Origin of the sequence: Cryobacterium sp. MDB2-A-1 (assembly GCF_004402675.1) — a bacterium.
GTDB lineage: Bacteria > Actinomycetota > Actinomycetes > Actinomycetales > Microbacteriaceae > Cryobacterium > Cryobacterium glucosi.
In genome coordinates this window covers 42,397-62,921 of sequence record NZ_SOFK01000016.1, presented here as the reverse complement: position 1 = coordinate 62,921, position 20,525 = coordinate 42,397, and the positions used below count along the sequence as shown (strand labels likewise).

Genomic DNA, 20,525 nt, shown 5'->3' with positions numbered 1-20,525 from the left:
GTTCTGAATGCCCGGGGAGTTTACCGGAAGGATGTGTCATCGCGGATGCGTGCGCGGCTCCCGGAACGCGCGCGGACTCAGGAACGCAGCGCCAGGGCGAACGGGAGCACCGCAGAGGTGCCCGCCCGGCGCAGCAGCCGCCCGGCGACGGTGAGGGTCCACCGGCTGTCGGCGAGGTCGTCGATCAGCAGGACCGGCTTGCCGGCGAAGGGCGCCAGGGACGCGGCGAGTTCGGGCCCGACCTCGAAACGGTTCCACACCGCGGCGAGGCGATAGGCGCTGTTCCCGCCGCTGCCGCCTTCGGGCCCGCCGCCGACGAGGTCCAGGGAGCCGAGCCAGGGCAGGCGCCCGGCCTCCGACAGGGCGCGGGCGACCGAGGCGACGAGAAGCGGATGCCGCCGCGACGGCATGCTGATCACCGCGGCCGGTCGTTCGTCCCAGTTCCAGTCGGCGAGCACCCGTACGCAGGCGCTTGTCATCGCGGCGGTCGCAGTGGCATCCGCCGCCTGGACGGCGAAGAGGTCACGGAGGGGTCCGCCCCAGCCGAGGTCGGTGAGCCGGGCGAGGGCGCGGCCCGGGGCGAGACGCTCGCCAACCGGGATGTTGCCGCGCACGTCGACCCCGAGGCTCGCGACCCCGGTCGGCCACTGGGCGCGGGGTTCGAGTTCCACGCCGACCCGGTCGAGCGAGGCGGCGGCTGCCGAGGCCGCCGCCACGGCGACGTCGGACGGATACCACGCGGTCGTGCAGGTGTCGCACCGGCCGCAGGGCACCGCGGTGTCGTCGTCGAGGGCGCGCTGCAGGAACTCCATCCGGCAGCCGGTCGTGCGTTCGTAGTCGATCATCGACTGCTGTTCGGCGAGCCGGGCGGCCGCGATGCGCTCGTAGCGCACCTGGTCGTAGACCCAGGGCTGCCCGGTCGACACCCAGCCGCCGGTGACCCTGCGCACGGCGCCGTCGACGTCGAGGACCTTGAGCAGCAGTTCGAGGGGGGACCGCTTGAGGTCGACGCGCGCCTCGAGCGCCGGCGTCGAGAGAGGGCGACCACCCGCGTCGCCGAGGGCGCCGAGCACGGCCTCAGCCTTATGCTCGCTCGGCATCGACGAGGTCGCGAAGTACTGCCAGATCGCCTCGTCCTCGATACCGGGGAGCAGGAGCACGTCGGCGTTCTCGGTCGCGCGCCCCGCGCGACCGACCTGCTGGTAGTACGCGACGGGGGAGGAGGGGGCGCCCAGGTGCAGCACGAAGCCGAGGTCCGGCTTGTCGAAGCCCATGCCGAGGGCACTTGTGGCGACGAGGGCCTTGACCTCGTTGCGCTTGAGCATCCCCTCAGACTCCTCGCGTTCCGCGGTGTCGGTCTGGCCGGTGTACGCGCGCACGGCATGGCCGGCCTCGCGCAACAGGCGCGCGGTGTCCTCGGCCGCTGAGACGGTGAGGGTGTAGATGATGCCGCTGCCGGGCAGCTCGTCGATGTGGCTGAGCAGCCAGGCGAGCCGGGCTCGCGAGTCGGGCAGCCGAAGCACGCCGAGCCGCAGGGAGGCTCGGGCGAGCGGCCCGCGGATGGTGACGACGCCGGGCCCCGCTGCCTGGCCTGTTGCCGGCGCCGCGGGTGCGAGCTGTTCCGCGACGTCCGTCACGACGCGGCTGTTCGCCGTTGCGGTCGTCGCGAGGACCGGCACCCCGGCCGGCATCGTCGCGATGAGGTCGCGCAGCCGCCGGTAGTCCGGACGGAAGTCGTGGCCCCAGTCGGAGATGCAGTGCGCTTCGTCGACGACGAGCAGGCCGACGCGACTGATGAGCGCGGGCAGCTGCTCGTCGCGGAAGGAGGGGTTGTTCAGCCGCTCGGGGGAGACCAGAAGCACGTCGACCTCATCCCTCCGCAGCTGTTCGAGCACCCCGGCCCACTCGTGCGCGTTCGAGGAGTTGATCGACACGGCACGCACGCCGGCGCGCGCCGCCGCGGCGACCTGGTCCCGCATGAGGGCGAGCAGCGGCGAGACGAGGATGGTGGGGCCTGCGCCCTGGCGGCGCAGCAGCAGGGTCGCGACGAAGTACACCGCGGACTTTCCCCAGCCGGTGCGCTGCACGACGAGCGCGCGGCGGCGGTCGTCGACGAGGGTGGAGATGGCCTCGAACTGCCCCTCGTGGAAGTCGGCGTCGTCGCGCCCGACCAGGGTGCGGAGAATCTCACGGGCGGATGCGCGGGTATCGGTCCGGGTGTCGGTCATCGTCCCAGCTTCGCAGGTGCCGCTGACAGTTCTGCGGGGACGCTCGGTAGGCTCGCAACGTGAAGGTCACCCAGGAACTCGAATCCCGCATGCACCCCGACGCGATCGCCGGCTTCCGGCTCATGCTCGCCGAGGCCCGCGTGAGGGACACGATTCTGCTGCCCGAGCGGGCGATGCAGCGGATGGTGGGACACGTGCAATGGATCCTGCGCCGGGTGGGTGCCGACGGCATCCGCCTCACCGATGCCGGCTACCTGCCGCCGGTCGATGTGCTCGCGGCGACGACGGAGCTCGACTGGGGCTGGCCAGTGACGGTCAACCGTGAGGTGCACATGCTTCCGTTGCAGGAGCTGCGTGACCACCTCCGTCGGGTCGGGCTGCTGCGGGTGAGCAAGGGTCGCCTCATGCTCACGAGCAGGGGTCGGGCACTCGCCGAAAACCCGCGTGAACTCTGGTGGCACCTCGCGCGCACCATTCGCACGAGCCGCTCGCCCGTCGAGGCGGACGCGACGAGCCTCCTCCTGGTGCTCATCGCCCGGCGGGGTTTCACCGAGGCCGCCCTGTTCAAGCAGGCGCTCGCGCTCGGTCTCGAGACCATCGGCTGGGGGCAGAAGAACGGCGAGCGCCTTTCCGCGGATGCCGCGTTCCAGGTCGTGCTCCCCAAGTGGCGCCTCTTCAACCACCTCGGCGTCTTCGAACGGAAGCCCCGCGACTACCTGAACTGGACGATCACCCCGGGCGGGGCCGCCTTCGCCCGCGCGGCCCTGCAGAGCGAGGTCTAGCCGCGGAACACACGCGCTCGCCGGCTGCCGCTCAGGCCACGATGCCCGACCCGATCGTCGTGAGGAAGAGCGGCACGAGGGCGGCGAACTTGGCGAAGGTGACCAGCGTCGTGACGACGACGATGCCGGTCCAGACCCAGATCGGGGTCAGGCCGCGGCCCGCCTGGTTACGCACGACGATCGAGCGGCCGATCACGTAGATACCGGAGGAGAGGAAGGTCCAGGCCCAGTGGAACGGGCGGGTGAACCCGTCGGCGAGCAGCCGGCGCCGGTCGAAGTAGGCGAGGGTGACCGACGCCGCGTAGACGGCGATGCTGAGGAGCTGGCTGAGGACATCCGTCGCCGACGTCGTCGTGCCGGTGGAGCCCTCCGACAGCCCCCGGTTGAAGTCCGCGGTGAGGTCGGTCGACGCCACGTTGATGAGCGACAGGAGCGGCAGCAGCGTGATGATCCAGATGGCCGCGGTGTAGACGGGCGTGTCCGGTGAGAGGACCCTGGTCGGAGCGAGGCGCCCGTAGACGGGAGGCTCGGGATAGTGCAGGTCCATGGTCCAGGCCGCGCCGTTCCACCAGCGCTGGCGAGGGGAGCCTGCGGGGTCCGGATACCAGCCCGCCGCGGGAGCCGCCGCGGGAGCCGCCGCGGGCATCGGAATGTAATTGCCTGATCCGTCGGTCATTGTGCCCCCACCTAGTCGATTGCGGTCAGTCTAGGGCCTCCGCTACGGGACCAGGGGGAAATCGCGGACCTGGCCCGGGGCGAGCCAGGCGTCCTGGCCCTCCACCCGTACCCGGATCGGCGGGGCACCGCCGGCGCTGAGTGTCACGCGCAGGTTCGTCGACGTGAGCTCGAGCCGGATCGGGTGGTCCCGGTAGTTGATGCTGAACGAGAACGCACCGAGCTCCGCGGGGAGTACGGGGTGGAGCCAGAGGATGTCGTCGCGGATCTCGAGGCCGCTGTAACACCGCACCATCATGTCCACGGACCCCGCCATCGCGCCGAGGTGGATGCCCTCGTGGGTGGTGCCGCCCTGGATGTCGGCGAGGTCGCTGTCCAGGGCCCTGGTCAGGAACTGCCAGGAGCGCTCCCGGTCGCGACGGGCCTCCACCCAGGAATGCACGACGTTGCTCAGGGTCGACCCGTGCGTGGACCGGGACCCGTAGAAGTCCACCGTGGCGACGACGGCCTCCGGCGGCAGCGGGTACCCCAGCCCGTGCAGCAGCCTCCGCAGTTCCTCGGCCGAGAACAGGTAGAGCAGCATCAGCACGTCGGCCTGCTTGGACACCCGGTAGTTGTTCGTGCTGTCGCCCTCCGCGTTGAGGATCAGGTCGAGCCGGCCGAGGTCGCCGTAGCGGGCGCGATACCCCGCCCAGTCGAACTCGGGGAGCGCCTCGTATCCGTCGAACTGGCTGGGCACCCCTCCAGCCAGGAACGACAGCCGGAGCCGGCTGCCGATGTGCCGCCAGCGGTCGACCTCGCCCGGGCGCAGGCCGAGCCGGTTCCAGAGCGGCCGGCAGCTGCGCCCGTTCAGCACGGCGACCATGTCGACGGCCCGCGCCATCAGCCAGGCGGTCATCACGTTGGTATAGGTGTTGTTGCGCAGCCCCGTTCCCGGCGCTCCGGGGGCTCCATCGTGGAATTCGTCCGGTCCCATGACGCCGGTGATGTCGAAACGGTCGGCGCTCTCGTCGTACGTGGCCAGGGCCGCGAAGAACCGGGCGACCTCCAGCAGCAGTTCGGCACCCTGGTGGATGAGGAAGTCGACGTCCCCTGTTGCCTGGTAGTACGTCCACACGCTGTACGCGACGGCCAGCCCGACGTGGCGCTGGTTGTGGGAATGATCGGGCATCCACTCGCCGGTGCGCGGGTTGAACAGTTCGGCCGGGGTCACCTCCCGCCCGTCGATGCCGCTCTGCCAGGGGAACATCGCGCCCTCGAGGCCGGCGGCCGTCGCGGCCGCCCTGGCCTCGGCGAGGCGCCGGTACCGGTAGCCGATGAGCGCCCGGCTCAGGTCGGGGCGGCGCAGGGTGAGTACCGGGTAGACGAAGACTTCGTCCCAGAACACGTGCCCCCGGTAGCCCTCCCCGGTGAGCCCACGGGCGGGGACGCCTGCGTCGAGGTCGGCGTCGACGCCGGCGAGGGTCTGCAAGACGTGGAAGGTGTTGAGGTTGAGCGCGAGGGACTGGTGCTCGTTGTCGTCGAGGTTCACCGCGAACTCGTCCCAGAGCCCGCGCCATTCACGTTCGTGCGCGATGAGAAGGTCCGCCGGGTCGGCAACCCGGCGCATCCACGCGGTCACGGCGAAGGGCGCCGACACGACGGCACGGTCCCTCGACGTGCCGACGATGACGGTCTTCTCCACCCGGACCGGGCGTCCAGGCTCGAGGTGCAGCTCGAACTCGTGCGCGACGGAGCCGGGTTCGCTCAGGAATCGTCGGGCCAACGTGATCTCCCGGGGTGGGCCTGGCCGATCCGCGCCCGCAGGGTCGGCCTCGAAGACCCGGGTGCGCGCGGCCATCGCTATGTGCACGCCCGAGACGGTGGTTTCCATTTCGAGCAGCACGGTGCGGTCATCGACCTCGGTGCGGGCACGTGGCATCAGGTGCCTGTTCGTGAGCGCGGCATCGGCCGCCACATTGCGGTTCGCGACGCGGCCGTCGACGGCCGAGCGCACCGTCACAGGGCCGGACCAGCCCTCAGCCTCAAAGGTCGTCTCGAGCACGGCGACGTGCGGGTCGGACTGGGACACGAAACGCCGCGAGGTGACCGTTGTCGTGTGCCGGTCGGCGTCCCGAAAGCGGATGACCCTGGTCAGCAGGCCGCGCCTGAGGTCGAGTTCCTGCCGGTAGTCCAGGACTCCGGGATCCTCTGGCCGGAACCAGTCCGCGGTGCCGATGCGGAACGACAGGGCGAGCCAATTGGGGGCGTTGACCATGTGCTCATCGTCGCGGGAATGGTTGCCGAGCTCGGTGTGAACCGGGTTGTAGACGCCGGCGAGGTAGGTGCCCGGGTAGTGCACGGCATCCGCCGAAGCCTCTGGGGCAGCGCCCCGGGTGCCCCAGTATCCGTTGCCGAGGGCGCAGAGTGCTTCGCGGACGCCCTCGGTGGCCGGGTCGAAGCCCTCGAAGCGCAGCACCCAGGCGTCGGCAGCCGCGTCGCCGCCCGCGACGGCATCCGCGACGGTGCTCGGCGGGCGCCTCGGAACGGTGCTCGCTTCGGCGGTGTTGCTCGGCCGGACGGTCGGGACCATGGCGCACCCTTCTGCGGTCATCCGTCCGGCGAAAGCCCTCGTGCATGCCCGTCGCCGGCCGGTGCTTGGATAGGGGGATGACCTTTGCACCGGATTCGCACCCAGAGTACATCGACGACCTCGCCGGCTTCATCGCAGCGTCGCCGTCCTCGTACCACGCCGCCGCGGAACTCGAACGAAGGCTCGAGGCCGGTGGATTCACCCGGCTCGACGAGCGCGATGAGTGGCCGGGCAGCGCGGTCGGCAGCGGCACGGACAGCGGCGCGACCGTGACCAGGCGGCACTTCATCGTGCGCGACGGCGCGGTCGTCGCCTGGGTGCAGCCGGCAGGGGTCGGCCCGGTGTCGCCGTTCCGCATCCTCGGTGCGCACACCGATTCGCCCGGCTTCAAGCTCAAGCCGAAGCCGACCATCGGCAACCGGGGCTGGCTGCAGGCCGGCGTCGAGGTCTACGGCGGCCCGCTGCTCAATTCCTGGCTCGACCGCGAGCTCGAACTCGCCGGGCGCCTCGTCACCCGCGACGGCACGGAGCACCTCGTGCGCACCGGCCCGTTCCTGCGCATCCCGCAGCTCGCCATCCACCTCGACCGTGACGCCAACAACGGCCTCACCCTCGACCGCCAGCGCCACCTGAACCCGGTCTACGGGGTCGGCGACCTCGATGCCGCGGACCTGCTCGCCCACCTCGCCGGCCTGGCCGGGCTCGAGGCGGCGGATGTGGCCGGTTACGACCTCCTGACCGCCGACTCCGCGGCCCCCGCGCGCTTCGGCCTCGGCAACGTGCTTTTCGCCGCCGGACGCCTCGACAACCTGTCGTCCGTGCACGCGGGACTCGTCGCGCTCCTCGCGGTCACGGACGACGACACGGCCGGTCTCGACGCCGCCGCGGGCGTGGTCCAGAGCACGAGTGTCCTCGCCGCCTTCGACCACGAGGAACTCGGTTCCCAGACCCGTTCCGGCGCGAGCGGACCGCTCCTCGACGATGTCCTGACCCGGATCGGGGCCGGACTCGGCGCATCCGCCTCGGACAAGCTGCGTGCGTACGCCGCCTCGTGGTGCCTCTCGGCCGACGCCGGACACCTCGTGCACCCGAACTACCCAGAGAAGCACGACCCGGTGAACCTGCCGGTCCCCGGCGCGGGCCCGCTGCTCAAGATCAACGCGACGCAGCGCTACGCCACGGATGCCGCCGGTGCCGCCCTCTGGGCCCGCACCTGCGCGCAGGCGGGCGTTGCCTACCAGGAGTTCGTCTCGAACAACACGGTCCCGTGCGGCTCGACGATCGGCCCGCTGACCGCGACCCGGCTCGGCATCCACACGGTTGACGTCGGCATCGGGCTCCTGTCGATGCACTCGGCCCGCGAACTCTGCCACGTGGCCGACCCGGTCGCACTGAGCGCGGCGATCGGCGCCTTCTTCGCTCCCGGGGAGTGACGGCGGTCCGACGAGGGGGTAGCGGATACTTCCACTATCGGATATTCTCACTATCAGATAGTTCATGTATCTGATCGGATGGTCGTGTGCCGTCCCGAAGGAGAATCCCATGGCCACCCAGCTTGTCGTCGGCGCCGGTTATCTCGGCAGTGCCCTTGCCCGTGCCCTCGTCGAGCGCGGAGACACCGTCACTGTCGCCACCCGTTCCGGCACCGCCGCTGCCGGCGCGACCGCCCGCATCCTCGACGCCGCGGACGCCGAGGCCTTCGCCGCGGCGGCCGAGGGCGCGGCCACGATCTTCCTCACGACCGGACCGCGTCAGTACAACCGTTGGCCGGAGCTCTGGCCGCCGATGTTCCGGGCCGCCATCGTTGCCGCGCGCCGATCCGGGGCCCGGCTCGTGCTGATGGGCAACCTCTACGGCTACGGAGAGGGCAGCCCGATGCCGATGACCGAGGCGACGCCGCAGCATCCGACCGAGCCGAAGGGCCGGGTGCGCACCGAGGGCTGGGAACTCGCCCTCGCCGCCGCGAAGCGCGGGGAGATCCAGGTTGTGGAGGTGCGCGCGAGCGACTACTTCGGCCCGGGCGCTGGCAGGACCTCCCAGCTCGGGAGCGCCTTTTTCGGTCCGCTGATCGCCGGAAAGACCGCGCGCGTCTTCGGAAGCCCCGACGCGCCGCACAGCTGGTGTTATCTGGCCGATATCGTCGCAACCCTCCTCGCGGCGGCGGACTACCAGGGGTCGTGGGGTCGCGCCTGGCACGTGCCGGCCGCCGAACCGCTCTCTCGCACAGAGCTCGCCGCCCGCGTCAACGCACTCACAGGCAACCGCGGGAGCCTGGCCAGGCTCAGCCCAGCGCTGCCGCGCGTTCTGGGGATGTTCGTGCCGTTCATCCGCGCCGCCAACGACTCCGACTACCAGTTCACCGCCCCCTTCGTCGTCGACGCCGCAGAGACCGAACGACTGCTCGGTGTGGCTGCGACACCCTGGGAGGAGTCCCTTCCCGAGGTCATCGCGAGCTACCGTGCCCTCGAGGCCGCCGGACTGCAGGCCCAGGACGAGCGATGAGAATGGCAGAGCTGAGCACCCGGAGCGGGACCGCCGTCGCGACGATCAAGTATTACCAGCGTGAGAACCTCCTCGCCGGCGGGGAGCGTTCCGGGCCGAACCAGGCGCTGTACGCGGAGTCGCACCTCGAGCGCATCCGCCTCATTCGCGGCCTCACCGAGGTCGGCGGGCTGAGCGTCGCGGCCGTCCGGCGGGTGCTCGAGGCCATCGACTCCGAGCTGTCGCTGCCGGAGACCTTCGAGATCGCCCAGCACTCGGTGTCGGCGACGATCGATGAGTCCGCGGTGAGCGCGAAAGCCCTGGCCCGGGTGGACGCCCTCACCGCCGGCTGGCATGTCTCGGCGGCGAACCCCGGCCGACTGGCCGCGGCCCGGGTCGTCGACACCTTCGCCGAGGTCGGCCAGACCGACGCTCGCGGCTGGTTTGACCGGTACGCCGCCGCCGCCCTGCTGGCCGCCGAGGCCGACATCGACGAACTGGATGCGCGGGTCGACCGGGCCGCGAAGGGCGAGACCGTCGTGGTCGGCACCGTTCTCGGCGACAAGCTCTTCTCCGGCCTGCGCCGCGCCGCGCAGGAACACATCGCCGCCCTTCGCTACGGCATGCCTCCCGAAGCGGCGCCCGAGCCCGCGCCGGGGTCCGCACCCGAGGCGGCACCCGACCACACCCCCTGAACATCGCACGAGAGCACGACAGCACGAGCTACCGCACCGCCACGCCCGACCGACAGAACAGGGAGCGCCCCATGAACACCCCCGAGTTTCCAGAGACCCCGGCGCCAGGCACCACGGCACCGCCGGCATCCGCTGACAACCGGCGAGAGATCACCGCGTGGCCCGCGCTGCACACCCTGGCCTGGCATCGACCGCTGCTCGCGGCGACCGCGGCCATGGCGGTGCTCGTGGTGGTCTGCCTGGTCGGCCTCCTGGTTGATCCGCGCAGCCTCACCGGCGCGCCGGTCTGGGCCAAGCCGCTCAAGTTCTCGATCAGCGTGCTCGTCTACGCGGCGAGCCTCGCCTGGCTGCTCGGGATCCTTTCGGCGCGTCGTCGCCGACTGGCCTGGTGGATCGGCACGGCGTCGACGATCGCACTTGTCATCGAAATGGTGATCATCGTCGGCGACGCCGGCCTCGGTATCACGAGCCACTTCAATGTGTCCACCCCGGTGTCCGCGACGCTCTGGTCGGTGATGGCATTCTCGATCGTGCTCGTCTGGATGGCCGCCCTCGTCACGGCGCTGCTGCTGTTCCGTACGGACCTCGGCGATCCGGCCCGGGCGCTCGCGATCCGGGCCGGTACCGTGATCGCCGTGATCGGGATGGGCCTCGCCTTCCTGATGACCGGGCCGACCGCCGCGCAACTCGACCACTTCCAGGGCATCGCCGGCGCCCACACCGTCGGCGTCCCTGACGGTGGCCCGGGGCTGCCGCTCCTCGGCTGGAGCACCGTCGCGGGGGACCTGCGGATTCCGCACTTCGTCGGCATGCACGCCCTCCAGGTGATCCCGCTCACAGCCCTGCTCCTCGAGGTGCTCGCCCGACGGGTGGCGCTCGTGCGCCCGCCGACCGTGCGGTTCCGGCTGCTCGCTGTCGTCATCGCGCTCTACGTCGGGGTTCTCGCGATCCTCACCGGCCAGGCGCTCGCCGGGGAGTCGATCGTGCGCCCCGATGCACTCGTGACGACCCTCACCATCGCGCTCGTCGCTGCCGTCGCCGTGGCGGCGACGCTCGTGCTGTCCGCAGCCTCCCGCGCCGCGATTCCGCCCACGGATGCCGCCGCGCCGTGAGGTGTCGCAGATCGAGGTTAACTGGGCCCGGGAACGTCGATCTGCGACACCTCAGCGTCGGGCTCTGGCGCGACGCGAGCACGGGCGATGCGGTCGATGCGGGTCCGGGCCGCGTCCTCCGACGTCGACGACGCGCCGAGCAGCATCCGCACGATCCCGAGAACCGCCCCGGTCGCCCACACGACGGGGAACACCGAGCGGCGCAGCCCGAGCAGCCGCCGGTACTCGCGGGGGAGCGATGCGACCGCACCGGCGAACATCACCCGGTAGAACGGCAGCATCCCGCGCCGCAGCGGCGGATTGCGGATGAAACGCACCGCCTCGGCGACGCGCTCGTCGCTCTTCAGTACCCCGGCATCCGTGAAGGCGGCCAACTGGGCGGCGAGCTCCGCCGCCGACCGCGGCGGGTGCTGCACTCCCACCAGCTCGCCGGCCTTCGCCCACTCGCGCACGTACCCGTCAGCGCCACCCGGGATGCTGCCTCCCCACAGCTTGTGGGACTCGAGGAAGGCATCCGTGAAGACGATGTGCACCCAGGAGAGCAGCTCGGCGTCCCCGGCGGCGTAGGGCCGCGAAACTCCCGCCGCATCGAGGTAGGTGCCCGTCACCCGGTCGTGGAAACGCCCGACCCGCGTCGACTCGTCGGTCGCGACGGTCGTGTCGGCGAAGGTGACCGTCACAAGCCACTGGATCGTCCCGGAGAGGCGCCCGAGCGGGTCCTCCCGGTACCGCGACCAGTCGTGCACCCCGGCCATCGCGCCCGGGTGCAGGGTCTGCATCAGCAGCGCGCGGATCCCGGCGACCATCGTCGCCATCCCGCCGTGCACCGCCCACGCGGCCGACCCCGGTCCGAAGAAACCGGCGTCCTCGCCGAGTTCCATCTTCTCCACCCACGAGGGCCGTCCCTCGGAGTTTCCGGACAGCGTCGAGAGGAGATGCGACCGCCAGCTGTCCGTGAACCTGCCCATACCCGAGGTTAACCGGCGCCGGCTGGGCATCCGCCCCGAACGGCACGACCGGCGGAATCTGATGCGCTTGCCCGGCTCTAGAATCACGACCATGCCGGTGACCCGATTCCTGTTCGCCGACCAGCTCGGACCGCATTTCGATGACGGCGGACCGATCGTCCTGGTCGAGGCCGTCGGGGTCCTTGGCCGCCGGCCTTCCACCGGGCGAAGGCGCACCTGATCCTCAGCGCACTGCGGCACCGGGCGCGGGAACTCGGCGATCGGGTGGAATTCCTGCGCGCGGAGCACTATCGCGACGTGCTCTCCGGACGCCCGCTCGAGGTGATCGATCCCACCAGCTGGGGGGCGCGGGCGCTCGTGGCCGAACTCGGGGCCGACGTGCTGCCCAGCAGGGGTTTCGTCACGAGCGAGGCCGACTTCGCGGACTGGGCGGCGGGCCGACCGGCCTCCCGGCTGGTGCTCGAGCAGTTCTACCGCTCGGTGCGCGCCCGGACCGGCGTCCTGATGCGCGGCCCAGACCCCGAAGGCGGCCGGTTCAACTTCGACCACGACAACCGCCGCCCGCCGCCCCGTGGGGCCGTCGGCCTCGGCCTGCCCGACCCGTGGACCCCGGTCGAAGACGAGATCGACGCCGAGGTGCGCCGCGACCTCGACCGGCTCCAGGCGGATGGCCGGATCACCCTGATCGGCCGGGACGGACCGCGACGCTTCGCCGCGACCCGGGCCGAAGCCCTGGCCGCCCTCGACGACTTCATCGAGACCCGGCTGAACGACTTCGGTCCCTTCGAGGACGCGTCGCTGCGCGGAGACGATGCGATGGCGCACTCCCGGTTGAGCGTTCCGCTGAACCTGGGGCTGTTGCACCCGCGGGAGGTGATCGATGCGGTCGTCTCGGCCCATGCGAGCGGCGCGGCGCCGCTGCAGAGCGTCGAGGCGGTCGTCCGCCAGCTGATGGGCTGGCGGGACTGGGTATGGCACCTCTACTGGCACCTCGGACCCGACTACGTCGGCGACAGCAATTTCCTGGGCGCCCACGAGCCGTTGCCCCGGTCGTTCCGTGAGCTCGACGGCTCCGGCGTGCGCGCGGCGTGCGTCAGCCACGTGCTGAACGCCGTTGCCGACACCGGCTGGGCCCATCACATCCAGCGCCTGATGATCCTGGGCAACCAGGCCATGCAGCGCGGCTATCACCCGGGCGAGCTGAACGACTGGTTCATTGCGGCGTTCGTGGACGGCACACCGTGGGTGATGCCGGCCAACGTCGTCGGGATGTCCCAGCATGCCGACGGCGGCATAGTCGCGACCAAGCCATACGCGTCGGGCGGCGCATACATCTCGACGATGAGCGATTTCTGCGGCGGCTGCCCGTTCAACCCGAAGAAACGACTCGGCGAGGATGCCTGCCCATTCACGGCCGGCTACTGGGCCTTCCTCGACAGGGTCGAGCCGCGCATCCGCGGCAACCACCGGATGAGCCAGCCGCTGGCCGGACTGCGACGTCTCGCCGACCGTGAGGCCGTCGTCGCGCAGGAGCGCTCTCGCACGGTGTGGTGAGCTCCCGGGTTCTTTCGAAGCGTTAGATTCAGGGGGAGGGCGCTCGTGGCCGGGGCGCGAGACGGAGGAAACCGGGATGAAGATCGAGAACATCGAACTGCGTCGGGTGCGCCTGCCGCTCGTCAGCCCGTTCCGTACCTCCTTCGGCTCGGTGTCCGAGCGCGAGGCCCTCCTCGTGCACGTGACAACGGCGGATTCCGAGGGCTGGGCCGAATGCGCCGCGGAGGCCGAGCCCCTCTACAGTTCGGAGTTCCTCGACGGCTGCGAACTCGTGATCCGCGACCACCTCGCCCCGCGGCTGAACGCGGCCGGCGAACGCCTCACCGCCGAGCGGGTCGCACCGGCGCTCGCCGCGGTCAAAGGGCACCGGATGTCGAAGGCCGCCCTCGAGACCGCGATCCTCGACGCCCAGCTCCGCACCTCGGGAGTCTCGTTCGGGGGCTACCTCGGAGCGGTGAGCGACCTCGTCCCCGCCGGGGTCTCCGTCGGGATCATGGACTCGATCGACCGGCTCCTCGCCGCCGTCGAGGGCTACCTCGACGAGGGGTACCTCCGGATCAAGCTCAAGATCGAGCCGGGCTGGGATCTCGCCCCCGTGCGTGCCGTGCGCGAGCGCTTCGGGCCCGACGTGCTGCTCCAGGTCGACGCGAACACCGCATACACACTCGCTGACGCCCGCCACCTCGCCAGGCTCGACCCCTTCGACCTGCTCCTGATCGAACAGCCGCTCGCAGAAGACGACATGCTCGGGCACGCCGCCCTCGCGACCCTCATCCAGACCCCGGTCTGCCTCGATGAATCGATCGAGTCGGCCAGGGACGCCGCCGCAGCGATCACCCTCGGCGCGTGCAGCATCATCAACGTCAAGCCCTCCCGGGTCGGCGGCTACCTCGAGGCCAGGCGGATCCACGACGTCGCGGCCGCCCACGGCGTTCCGGTCTGGTGCGGCGGCATGCTCGAGACCGGCATCGGCCGGGCGGCGAACGTGGCGCTCGCCGGGCTGCCCAACTTCGTTCTTCCGGGGGACACCTCCGCCTCGAGCCGCTACTACGCCCAGGACCTGACGAAGCCGTTCGTGCTCGAGGACGGCCACCTCCGGGTTCCGACCGGGCCGGGCATCGGCGTGGAGGTGCTGCCCGACGTGCTCCACGACCTCACCGTGTCGAGTTCGGACATCCGTTTCTGATCCAGCGGCACGAGAAGTCCTCGACCTGCGCGGTCAGGCGGAGTAGCGTGAAATCGGTGGCGGGTCCACTGCCCCAGAAGCCGGAGTCGCCATGTCCTCGCTCTCGAACTACGGGCAGGTGATCGCGGCCACGACTGTGGCGCTCCAGTCGATGCTCGCCGGGTCGCCCTTCGGACTGAACGTGACGGCGCGCAGCCTCGACGTCGCACGCACCGGGGTCACCGGGTCGTCGATCAACCTGTTCCTCTACAGCGACAGCCTGATCAGCTATCGCGAGGCGAGCGCACAGCATGGGCCCAGCCGGGTCATCGCGGAGTTGCGCTATCTCGTGAGCGCCTTCGCGGCCGACATCGAGGACACCGACGCGGCAAGCCACCGCGACTTCGGCACCGCACAGGCCGCGATCGAACGGCATCCGGTACTCACGGTTCCCGTGACGTCGAGCGAGAAACTCCAGGTCTGGCTCACCCCCTCTCCGCTCACGACCGAGGTGCTCACCTCGCTCTGGCAGGCATCCGCCGCCCCCCTGCGCGTTTCGTTCGCGGTGATGGCGTCATTCACACTCGACACGACGGAACGGGTCACGAAGCTCGGAACGATCCGGGACGTCGTGAAGCTCGCGGGCGCCGGGGCGATCGCCGTGTTCAGCGGCACGGATGCCGGTGCGAAGGCCGCGGCGGCGGCATCCGCTGCGAGCGAGCTCGGCAAGGCCCTCGTCACCGTCGGGCTCGACAGTGTCGTCGCGTCGTCCCCCGAGGAGACCGATGCGACGCTCGATCGGCTGTTCGAACGGGTGAAAGAAGAGGGCGCCGTACTCCTGGTCGACGACGCCGACGCCGTCTTCGGCGTGCGCCCCGAGGAACTCGACCCCGACGACCCGTACGCCGCGATCGACGTGGGAGCGGTGCTCGACCGGCTCGGGAACGCCCCGAGCGTCGTGATCATCGCGCTCACGGATCTCTCCGGCGACGAGCTCGCCGATCGCGCCCGGGTCGAGGTGCGGTTCCCCGCTCGCTGAAGCCCCGCTTACGCTGAGGGAATGCCCTCGTTCCGGATCACCATGACCATCGGCAGCCTGCAACCCGGGGTCGCCCCCGACTCCGTCCTGCCGGCTGCTGCGGCCGCCGCGGCCGAGCTCACGACCGTCGAGGCGTCCGACCTGGCCGTCGTGGCCGGTTCGGCGCGCGCGACCGTGCGCTTCACCGCGGACGATGCGGCCTCAGCGGTCCGAATCGGCGCGCACACCCTCGCGGGCACCCGCGTCCGCGCGGGAGTGATCACGTGGCAGGTCACCGAGCGCGTCCACGGCCGCTGGCTGCCCGTCCACTGACCCCGCTAGATCAGGGTGCGGAGCGCGTCCTCAACCGTCAGCCCGAGGCGCGCTGCGTGTGCGGTGAGGCGGGCGTGCTGCTCGGCGGTGAGCGTGAGGGAGACCTCATGTGCGGCGGCGGGGTCTGCGGCGTCGTCGAACGAGAACAACTCCGGATGCGCCGCGCGCGCGGGCGGAGCGGAAACGGCCCGGCGCACGGCCGGCTTCTGCTCTCGCGAGGCGGCACCGGCTGCAGGGCCGACCGCAGGAACCGCAGGGGCCGTCTGGGCCGCCGGCGCCGCCGGGGTGCCCGCGCGCACGAACCCGGGACCCTTCGGGATCGGCCCACCGCGCTGGTACGCCTCGGAGACGGCCCTGGCCCGGGCATCCGCTGCCTCGTTGAGCGGGTGGTTCGCGTGTCCCTTGACCCATTCGAACCGGTAGCGACGGCCGGCGAGCGCCGCGTCGATCTCCTGGAGCAACTCGAGGTTCAGCACCGGCTTGCCGTCGGCCTTGCGCCAGCCCTTGGCCTTCCAGCCGCGCATCCACTTGGTCACCGAGTTGATCACGTACTGGCTGTCGCACAGCACGAGGAGGTCCTCGTCGAGGTGCGCGGTCGCGCGGAAGAGCTCGAGGACGGCCTTGAGCTCGCCCTGGTTGTTGGTGGCGTGCTTCCAGCCGCCGGCGTCCCAGCAGGAGTCGTCGACGTACCAGGCCCAGCCGGCCGGTCCCGGGTTACCGAGGGCCGAACCGTCGGCGGCAGCGGTGATGGTCATGGTGGCCTCTCCTCGGGGAGCGGTCTCGCTCCCCGGTGTTCTTCCCTATTTTCGCATTGACCGGGTGAAGCTAGCCGACGACGCAGTGCCCGGGCTCGACGGAGTCTGTGAGCGATGCGGCCTCTGCGGCGACGGGGGTGACGGACTCCATCGCGAGGGCGTAGCCGATGTTGGCGGTGACCGTCGACTTCGCGAAGACGACGCCGACGACCTTGCCGTCCTGATTGAGCAGCGGCCCGCCGGACTCGCCGTGCTGGATGTCCGCCGCGAGCGTGTAGATCGACCGGGAGGTCGGATTGTCGCCGTAGATGTCACCGACGACAGCCGGTGCGACCGCGACGACCTCCGCGGGTCCGGTTTCGAACGGTCCGCCGTACGGATAGCCGTCGCTCACGGCCAGGCTTCCTGTCGCGAGGTCCGCACCGAGGCCGAGAGGTTCGGCATCGAGCCCAGCGACGGCGATGACGGCGAGGTCGGCCGCCGGGTCGAAGTACACGACGGTTCCCGCGCGGGCCGTGCCGTCAGCCGACTCGACGACGGGCTCTGAGACGCCCGCGACGACGTGCGCGTTGGTCAGCACCCGGCCCGGCGCGATGACGAAGCCGCTCCCGGACTGGTTCTGCCCGCAGGCATATGCCGTCCCGACGATCTTGAGCACGGAATCCTGCGCGGCGAGCAGTTCGGCGCTCGTGCCGGTGACGACGGGAACCGTGGGCACCGGCCCGTTGAAGGCCTCGATGACCCGAGGGATGCCCTCGGTGACGACCATCGCACGCAGCTGGGCGAGGAAGGCCTTGACCGGATCGGGCGTGAGCGAGTCGATCGACCGCACCACCGTCGACGAGGCGATCGCGGGCGACAGGACCGGCACCCCGAGCGACCCGATGCTGAAGGCGAGCATCGACACGATGCTCGCTGCGACGACGACGGCGATGCCGGCGCCGAACACCCGGTCGACGACGAGCAGCCGTCTTCGGGCCGCTCGGGGACGGAGCACCCTGCCGAGGGTTCCGCCGATCGACAGGCCGCCGAGCAGGAGGACGGCGGCGGTGGCGAGGGTCGCTGCGGTGCGCCACTCCGCTGCAGGCACCCAGGCTCCGACGAGCGGAACGAGGAAGTATGCGGCGATACCGCCGGCGACGAGGCCGGCGATGCCGCTCAGGCTGCCGATCAGGCCGCTGCGGTAGCCGGAGACGACATAGCCCAGCAGGAGCAGGACGAGGAGGACGTCCACGATGGTCGAAATGGGCATAGCTCCAAGACTACGTGGGGAGTTATGCACAGGTTGCGTTCCTTGCGCGAGTTATGCACCGATCCCCAGCGAGCGCACCCGGGGAGGGAACGCCCCGGGAGAGTGTCCGCATGACACCGACCATCGTGAAGACCAAGGAAGCCCACGACTTCCTCGCCCTCGTGCCACAGCTCGCCGGGTTCCAGCCCGAGCGCAGCGTGGTCCTCGTCGCCTTCCGCGGCAACCGCACCTGCGGAGCCCTGCGCTTCAACCTGCCGGAACCCGACCTCGCACGCACGGTCCTCCGCCGCGTCGCGACCACTCTCGTCGGCACGCTGTGCAAGATCGAGGGGGTGGACGCCGTCGTACCCGTCCTCTACACCGACGAACGGTTCGCGGACGTGCCGGGCATCCCCGGTGAGCGCTTCGCGGAAATCCTGGGCCGCCGGGCCGAACTGTCCGGCTTCCTCGTCCGGGATTCCCTGTGCGTCGCCGCAGACGGCTGGGGTTCCTATCTCGACCCCGCCTGCCCGGCGGGCGGGCGGCCGCTGTCCGAGATCGCGGAGTCCCCGGTGAACCGCGACCTGCCGCCGGAGGCCCGGCGTGAACTCGGGCACCTCGTGAGCCGGGCCGACCTGCCGAAGGTCGACCTCGCGCTCCGGGACCGCTGCGCCAGGAGGCTGACCCGGTACGAATGCCTCGGGTCCCAGGTTCCCGACGCGCCCGACCTGCCCGAACTCGTGGCCATGGTCGGGGACATCCTCGACCCGGTGTCGACAACGGAGGCCGCGCTCGAACGGGACCCCTCCGCTCTCGACGCCGAACAGGCAGCAACCCTGCTGTTCCTGCTGAAGAGCCCGGCCCGGCGCGACCAGGTCATGCTGCAGATCGCGTTCGGCGAGGAGATCGGGCGGGTGACGCACGAACTGAACGAACGGTATGCCGCGATCCAGCGCGAGACCGGCCGCAGCATGGACGACATCGTCGCAGAGGAGCAGGCCGGATCCGGCGCAACGGGGGACCTCGCGCAGACCGGCGACCTCATGCTCGGATCCGTCTCGCAACGTCCTGACCCTGAACGGATCGAACGCGGTATCGACCTCCTGAAGACACTGGTCGCGCTAGCTCCGAAACGAGTGCGCCCCGCGCCACTGTGCATGCTCGCCTGGCTGTCGTGGGCGCTCGGGCGCAGCTCGGTCGCCGGGATCTTCATCGACCAGGCCCTGGCGATCGACCCGGAATACGGCATGGCCAGGCTGCTGCTCACCGTCGTCTCCGCCGGGCACCTGCCCGAGTGGGCGTTCGCGGTGCCGGCGGATGACGCCGGTGACACCTGATCGACCACGCGAGCGGCACTGCGGGGTCGAACGCGGGTGCTCCGCCGTTCCGCCGGTGGTGCACCACAAGCGAAACGGCGGAACCCCAGCGCTCGGTGTCCTGCCCGCGACTCCTACAGGTACTTCGGGGCCTCCGCGAGCACACCGTAGAGGATGTCGCCGATCTCGCGGAACTCGGACGGACCGATGGTCAGCGGGGGAGCGAGCTGCACGACGGGGTCGCCGCGGTCGTCGGCGCGGCAGTACAGCCCGGCGGAGTAGAGCGCCTTGGACAGGTAGCCGCGAAGCAGGCGTTCGGATTCCTCGTCGCTGAACGTCTCCTTCGTGCCCTTGTCCTTGACGAGTTCGATCCCGAAGAAGTAGCCCTCGCCGCGCACGTCGCCGACGATCGGCAGCGCGAGCAGCTTCTCGAGCTCGGCGCGGAAGATCGGCGAGTTCGTGCGGACGTTCTCGTTGAGCCCTTCTTCCTCGAAGATGTCGAGGTTAGCGAGCGCGACCGCGGAGGAGACCGGGTGCCCGCCGAAGGTATAGCCGTGATAGAACGTCGTGTCGCCGTGCTTGAACGGCTCGTAGATGCGGTCGGAGACGATCGTCGCGCCGATCGGCGAGTAACCGCTCGTCATGCCCTTCGCGCAGGTGATCATGTCCGGTTCGATGCCGAAGGTCGTCGAGGCGAACATGTTCCCGATCCGGCCGAACGCGGTGATGACCTCGTCGGCGACGAGGAGCACGTCGTACTTGTCGCAGATCTCGCGCACGCGCTTGAAGTAGCCGGGGGGCGGCGGGAAGCATCCGCCGGAGTTCTGCACGGGCTCGAGGAACACGGCGGCGACCGTCTCAGGCCCCTCGAACTGGATCATCTCCTCGATCCGGTTCGCTGCCCAGAGGCCGAACTTCTCGATGTCGTCGCCGAAGCCGGAGCCCATCTCGTCCGCCCGGTAGAAGTTCGTGTTGGGCACCCGGAGGCCACCTGGGGTGACCGGTTCGAACATTTCCTTCATCGCGGGGATACCCGTGATCGCGAGGGCTCCCTGCGGCGTGCCGTGATAGGCGACATTGCGGGAGATGACCTTGTGCTTGGTCGGGCGGCCCTGAAGCTTCCAGTAGTACTTGGCGAGCTTGAACGCGGTCTCGACGGCCTCGCCGCCACCTGTCGAATAGAAGACGCGGTTGAGGTCGCCGGGAGCGAACGAGGCGAGCCGGTCGGCCAGCTCGATCGCGTTCGGGTGCGCGTACGACCAGATCGGGAAGAACGCGAGTTCCTCCGCCTGCTTGGCGGCCGCCTGGGCGAGGCGCTTGCGCCCGTGCCCGGCATTGACCGTGAAGAGGCCGCTCAGGCCGTCGATGTACTTCTTTCCGTTCGAGTCCCAGATGTGGTGTCCGAGGCCCTTCGTGATGATCGGAACGCCCGCGCCGGATTCGACGACCGACTGGCGTGAGAAATGCATCCAGAGGTGGTCCTTGGCCTTCTGCTGCATGGCCGCGTTCTCGGCGTCCGTGTAGACGGTGGGCCCGGCATCCTCCGGCGTAGCGGCGGCATCCGCACCGGTCGCGTCAGCGCTGACGACCGCGGGCGAAGCGGGAACGGATTCGAGCAAGGGTTCTGAGAGTGTCATTTT

General features: G+C 70.5%; 18 protein-coding genes. 11 read left to right on the top strand and 7 right to left on the bottom strand.

Annotation, left to right across the window (positions count from 1 at the left end):
- Window positions 1-77: 77 nt before the first annotated feature.
- Window positions 78-2,228, bottom strand: coding sequence for a RecQ family ATP-dependent DNA helicase (locus E3O39_RS03595; RefSeq protein WP_134445898.1), 2,151 nt, complete (start codon window positions 2,226-2,228; stop codon window positions 78-80).
- A gap of 59 nt (window positions 2,229-2,287) precedes the next feature.
- On the opposite strand from E3O39_RS03595, the gene E3O39_RS03590 reads away from it, so the two are divergent.
- Window positions 2,288-3,010, top strand: a complete 723-nt coding sequence (locus tag E3O39_RS03590) for a hypothetical protein (protein ID WP_134445897.1) — start codon at window positions 2,288-2,290, stop codon at window positions 3,008-3,010.
- A gap of 31 nt (window positions 3,011-3,041) precedes the next feature.
- On the opposite strand, the gene E3O39_RS03585 is transcribed toward E3O39_RS03590, so the two are convergent.
- Together E3O39_RS03585 and E3O39_RS03580 are read right to left on the bottom strand one after the other, a co-directional pair.
- On the bottom strand, window positions 3,042-3,686 hold the full coding sequence (locus tag E3O39_RS03585; protein ID WP_134445896.1) for a DUF2510 domain-containing protein: 645 nt from the start codon (window positions 3,684-3,686) through the stop codon (window positions 3,042-3,044).
- Window positions 3,687-3,728: 42 nt separating this feature from the next.
- A complete protein-coding gene (locus E3O39_RS03580) occupies window positions 3,729-6,257 on the bottom strand; it encodes a glycoside hydrolase family 65 protein (protein WP_241984962.1) in 2,529 nt (842 codons plus the stop codon).
- Between the two features lie 77 nt (window positions 6,258-6,334).
- On the opposite strand from E3O39_RS03580, the gene E3O39_RS03575 reads away from it, so the two are divergent.
- The 4 genes from E3O39_RS03575 (at window position 6,335) to E3O39_RS03560 (ending at window position 10,545) form a co-directional block, all read left to right on the top strand.
- Window positions 6,335-7,690 carry a M18 family aminopeptidase gene (locus tag E3O39_RS03575; RefSeq protein ID WP_134445894.1) on the top strand — a complete coding sequence of 452 codons (1,356 nt, stop codon included), beginning with the start codon at window positions 6,335-6,337 and terminating at the stop codon, window positions 7,688-7,690.
- Window positions 7,691-7,799: 109 nt separating this feature from the next.
- On the top strand, window positions 7,800-8,759 hold the full coding sequence (locus E3O39_RS03570) for an NAD-dependent epimerase/dehydratase family protein (protein WP_166787223.1): 960 nt from the start codon (window positions 7,800-7,802) through the stop codon (window positions 8,757-8,759).
- The gene (locus E3O39_RS03565; protein WP_134445892.1) at window positions 8,756-9,433 is read left to right on the top strand and encodes a MerR family transcriptional regulator; all 678 of its coding nucleotides are present in this window, start codon (window positions 8,756-8,758) and stop codon (window positions 9,431-9,433) included. Before E3O39_RS03570 ends, E3O39_RS03565 begins: the two co-directional genes overlap by 4 nt.
- A gap of 71 nt (window positions 9,434-9,504) precedes the next feature.
- Entirely contained in the window at window positions 9,505-10,545 is a 1,041-nt protein-coding gene (locus E3O39_RS03560; protein WP_198413366.1) for a hypothetical protein, read from the top strand.
- Window positions 10,546-10,562: 17 nt separating this feature from the next.
- On the opposite strand, the gene E3O39_RS03555 is transcribed toward E3O39_RS03560, so the two are convergent.
- Window positions 10,563-11,513 carry an oxygenase MpaB family protein gene (locus E3O39_RS03555; protein ID WP_134445891.1) on the bottom strand — a complete coding sequence of 317 codons (951 nt, stop codon included), beginning with the start codon at window positions 11,511-11,513 and terminating at the stop codon, window positions 10,563-10,565.
- A 91-nt stretch (window positions 11,514-11,604) separates the two neighbouring features.
- On the opposite strand from E3O39_RS03555, the gene E3O39_RS19670 reads away from it, so the two are divergent.
- The 5 genes from E3O39_RS19670 (at window position 11,605) to E3O39_RS03535 (ending at window position 15,583) form a co-directional block, all read left to right on the top strand.
- The gene (locus tag E3O39_RS19670) at window positions 11,605-11,733 is read left to right on the top strand and encodes a hypothetical protein (protein WP_255454090.1); all 129 of its coding nucleotides are present in this window, start codon (window positions 11,605-11,607) and stop codon (window positions 11,731-11,733) included.
- Window positions 11,730-13,067, top strand: coding sequence for a cryptochrome/photolyase family protein (locus E3O39_RS03550; RefSeq protein WP_370294628.1), 1,338 nt, complete (start codon window positions 11,730-11,732; stop codon window positions 13,065-13,067). The genes E3O39_RS19670 and E3O39_RS03550 overlap by 4 nt, the downstream gene beginning before the upstream one ends.
- Before the next feature lie 76 nt (window positions 13,068-13,143).
- Window positions 13,144-14,253 carry an o-succinylbenzoate synthase gene (gene menC, locus E3O39_RS03545; protein ID WP_134445890.1) on the top strand — a complete coding sequence of 370 codons (1,110 nt, stop codon included), beginning with the start codon at window positions 13,144-13,146 and terminating at the stop codon, window positions 14,251-14,253.
- Between the two features lie 91 nt (window positions 14,254-14,344).
- On the top strand, window positions 14,345-15,271 hold the full coding sequence (locus E3O39_RS03540; RefSeq protein WP_134445889.1) for a Pvc16 family protein: 927 nt from the start codon (window positions 14,345-14,347) through the stop codon (window positions 15,269-15,271).
- A 21-nt stretch (window positions 15,272-15,292) separates the two neighbouring features.
- Entirely contained in the window at window positions 15,293-15,583 is a 291-nt protein-coding gene (locus tag E3O39_RS03535; RefSeq protein ID WP_134445888.1) for a hypothetical protein, read from the top strand.
- A 5-nt stretch (window positions 15,584-15,588) separates the two neighbouring features.
- On the opposite strand, the gene E3O39_RS03530 is transcribed toward E3O39_RS03535, so the two are convergent.
- Both E3O39_RS03530 and E3O39_RS03525 read right to left on the bottom strand, forming a co-directional pair.
- Window positions 15,589-16,338 carry an RNase H family protein gene (locus tag E3O39_RS03530; protein WP_134445887.1) on the bottom strand — a complete coding sequence of 250 codons (750 nt, stop codon included), beginning with the start codon at window positions 16,336-16,338 and terminating at the stop codon, window positions 15,589-15,591.
- Between the two features lie 70 nt (window positions 16,339-16,408).
- Entirely contained in the window at window positions 16,409-17,590 is a 1,182-nt protein-coding gene (locus E3O39_RS03525; protein WP_134445886.1) for a MarP family serine protease, read from the bottom strand.
- Window positions 17,591-17,700: 110 nt separating this feature from the next.
- On the opposite strand from E3O39_RS03525, the gene E3O39_RS03520 reads away from it, so the two are divergent.
- Window positions 17,701-18,906: a DUF4192 domain-containing protein gene (locus tag E3O39_RS03520; protein WP_166787222.1), complete on the top strand. Its 1,206-nt coding sequence runs from the start codon at window positions 17,701-17,703 to the stop codon at window positions 18,904-18,906.
- Between the two features lie 113 nt (window positions 18,907-19,019).
- Here E3O39_RS03520 and E3O39_RS03515 read toward each other — a convergent pair whose 3' ends face one another.
- Window positions 19,020-20,522 (bottom strand): aspartate aminotransferase family protein, encoded by a 1,503-nt coding sequence (locus E3O39_RS03515; RefSeq protein ID WP_255454089.1) that lies wholly within the window; start codon window positions 20,520-20,522, stop codon window positions 19,020-19,022.
- Between the last annotated feature and the right edge of the window lie 3 nt (window positions 20,523-20,525).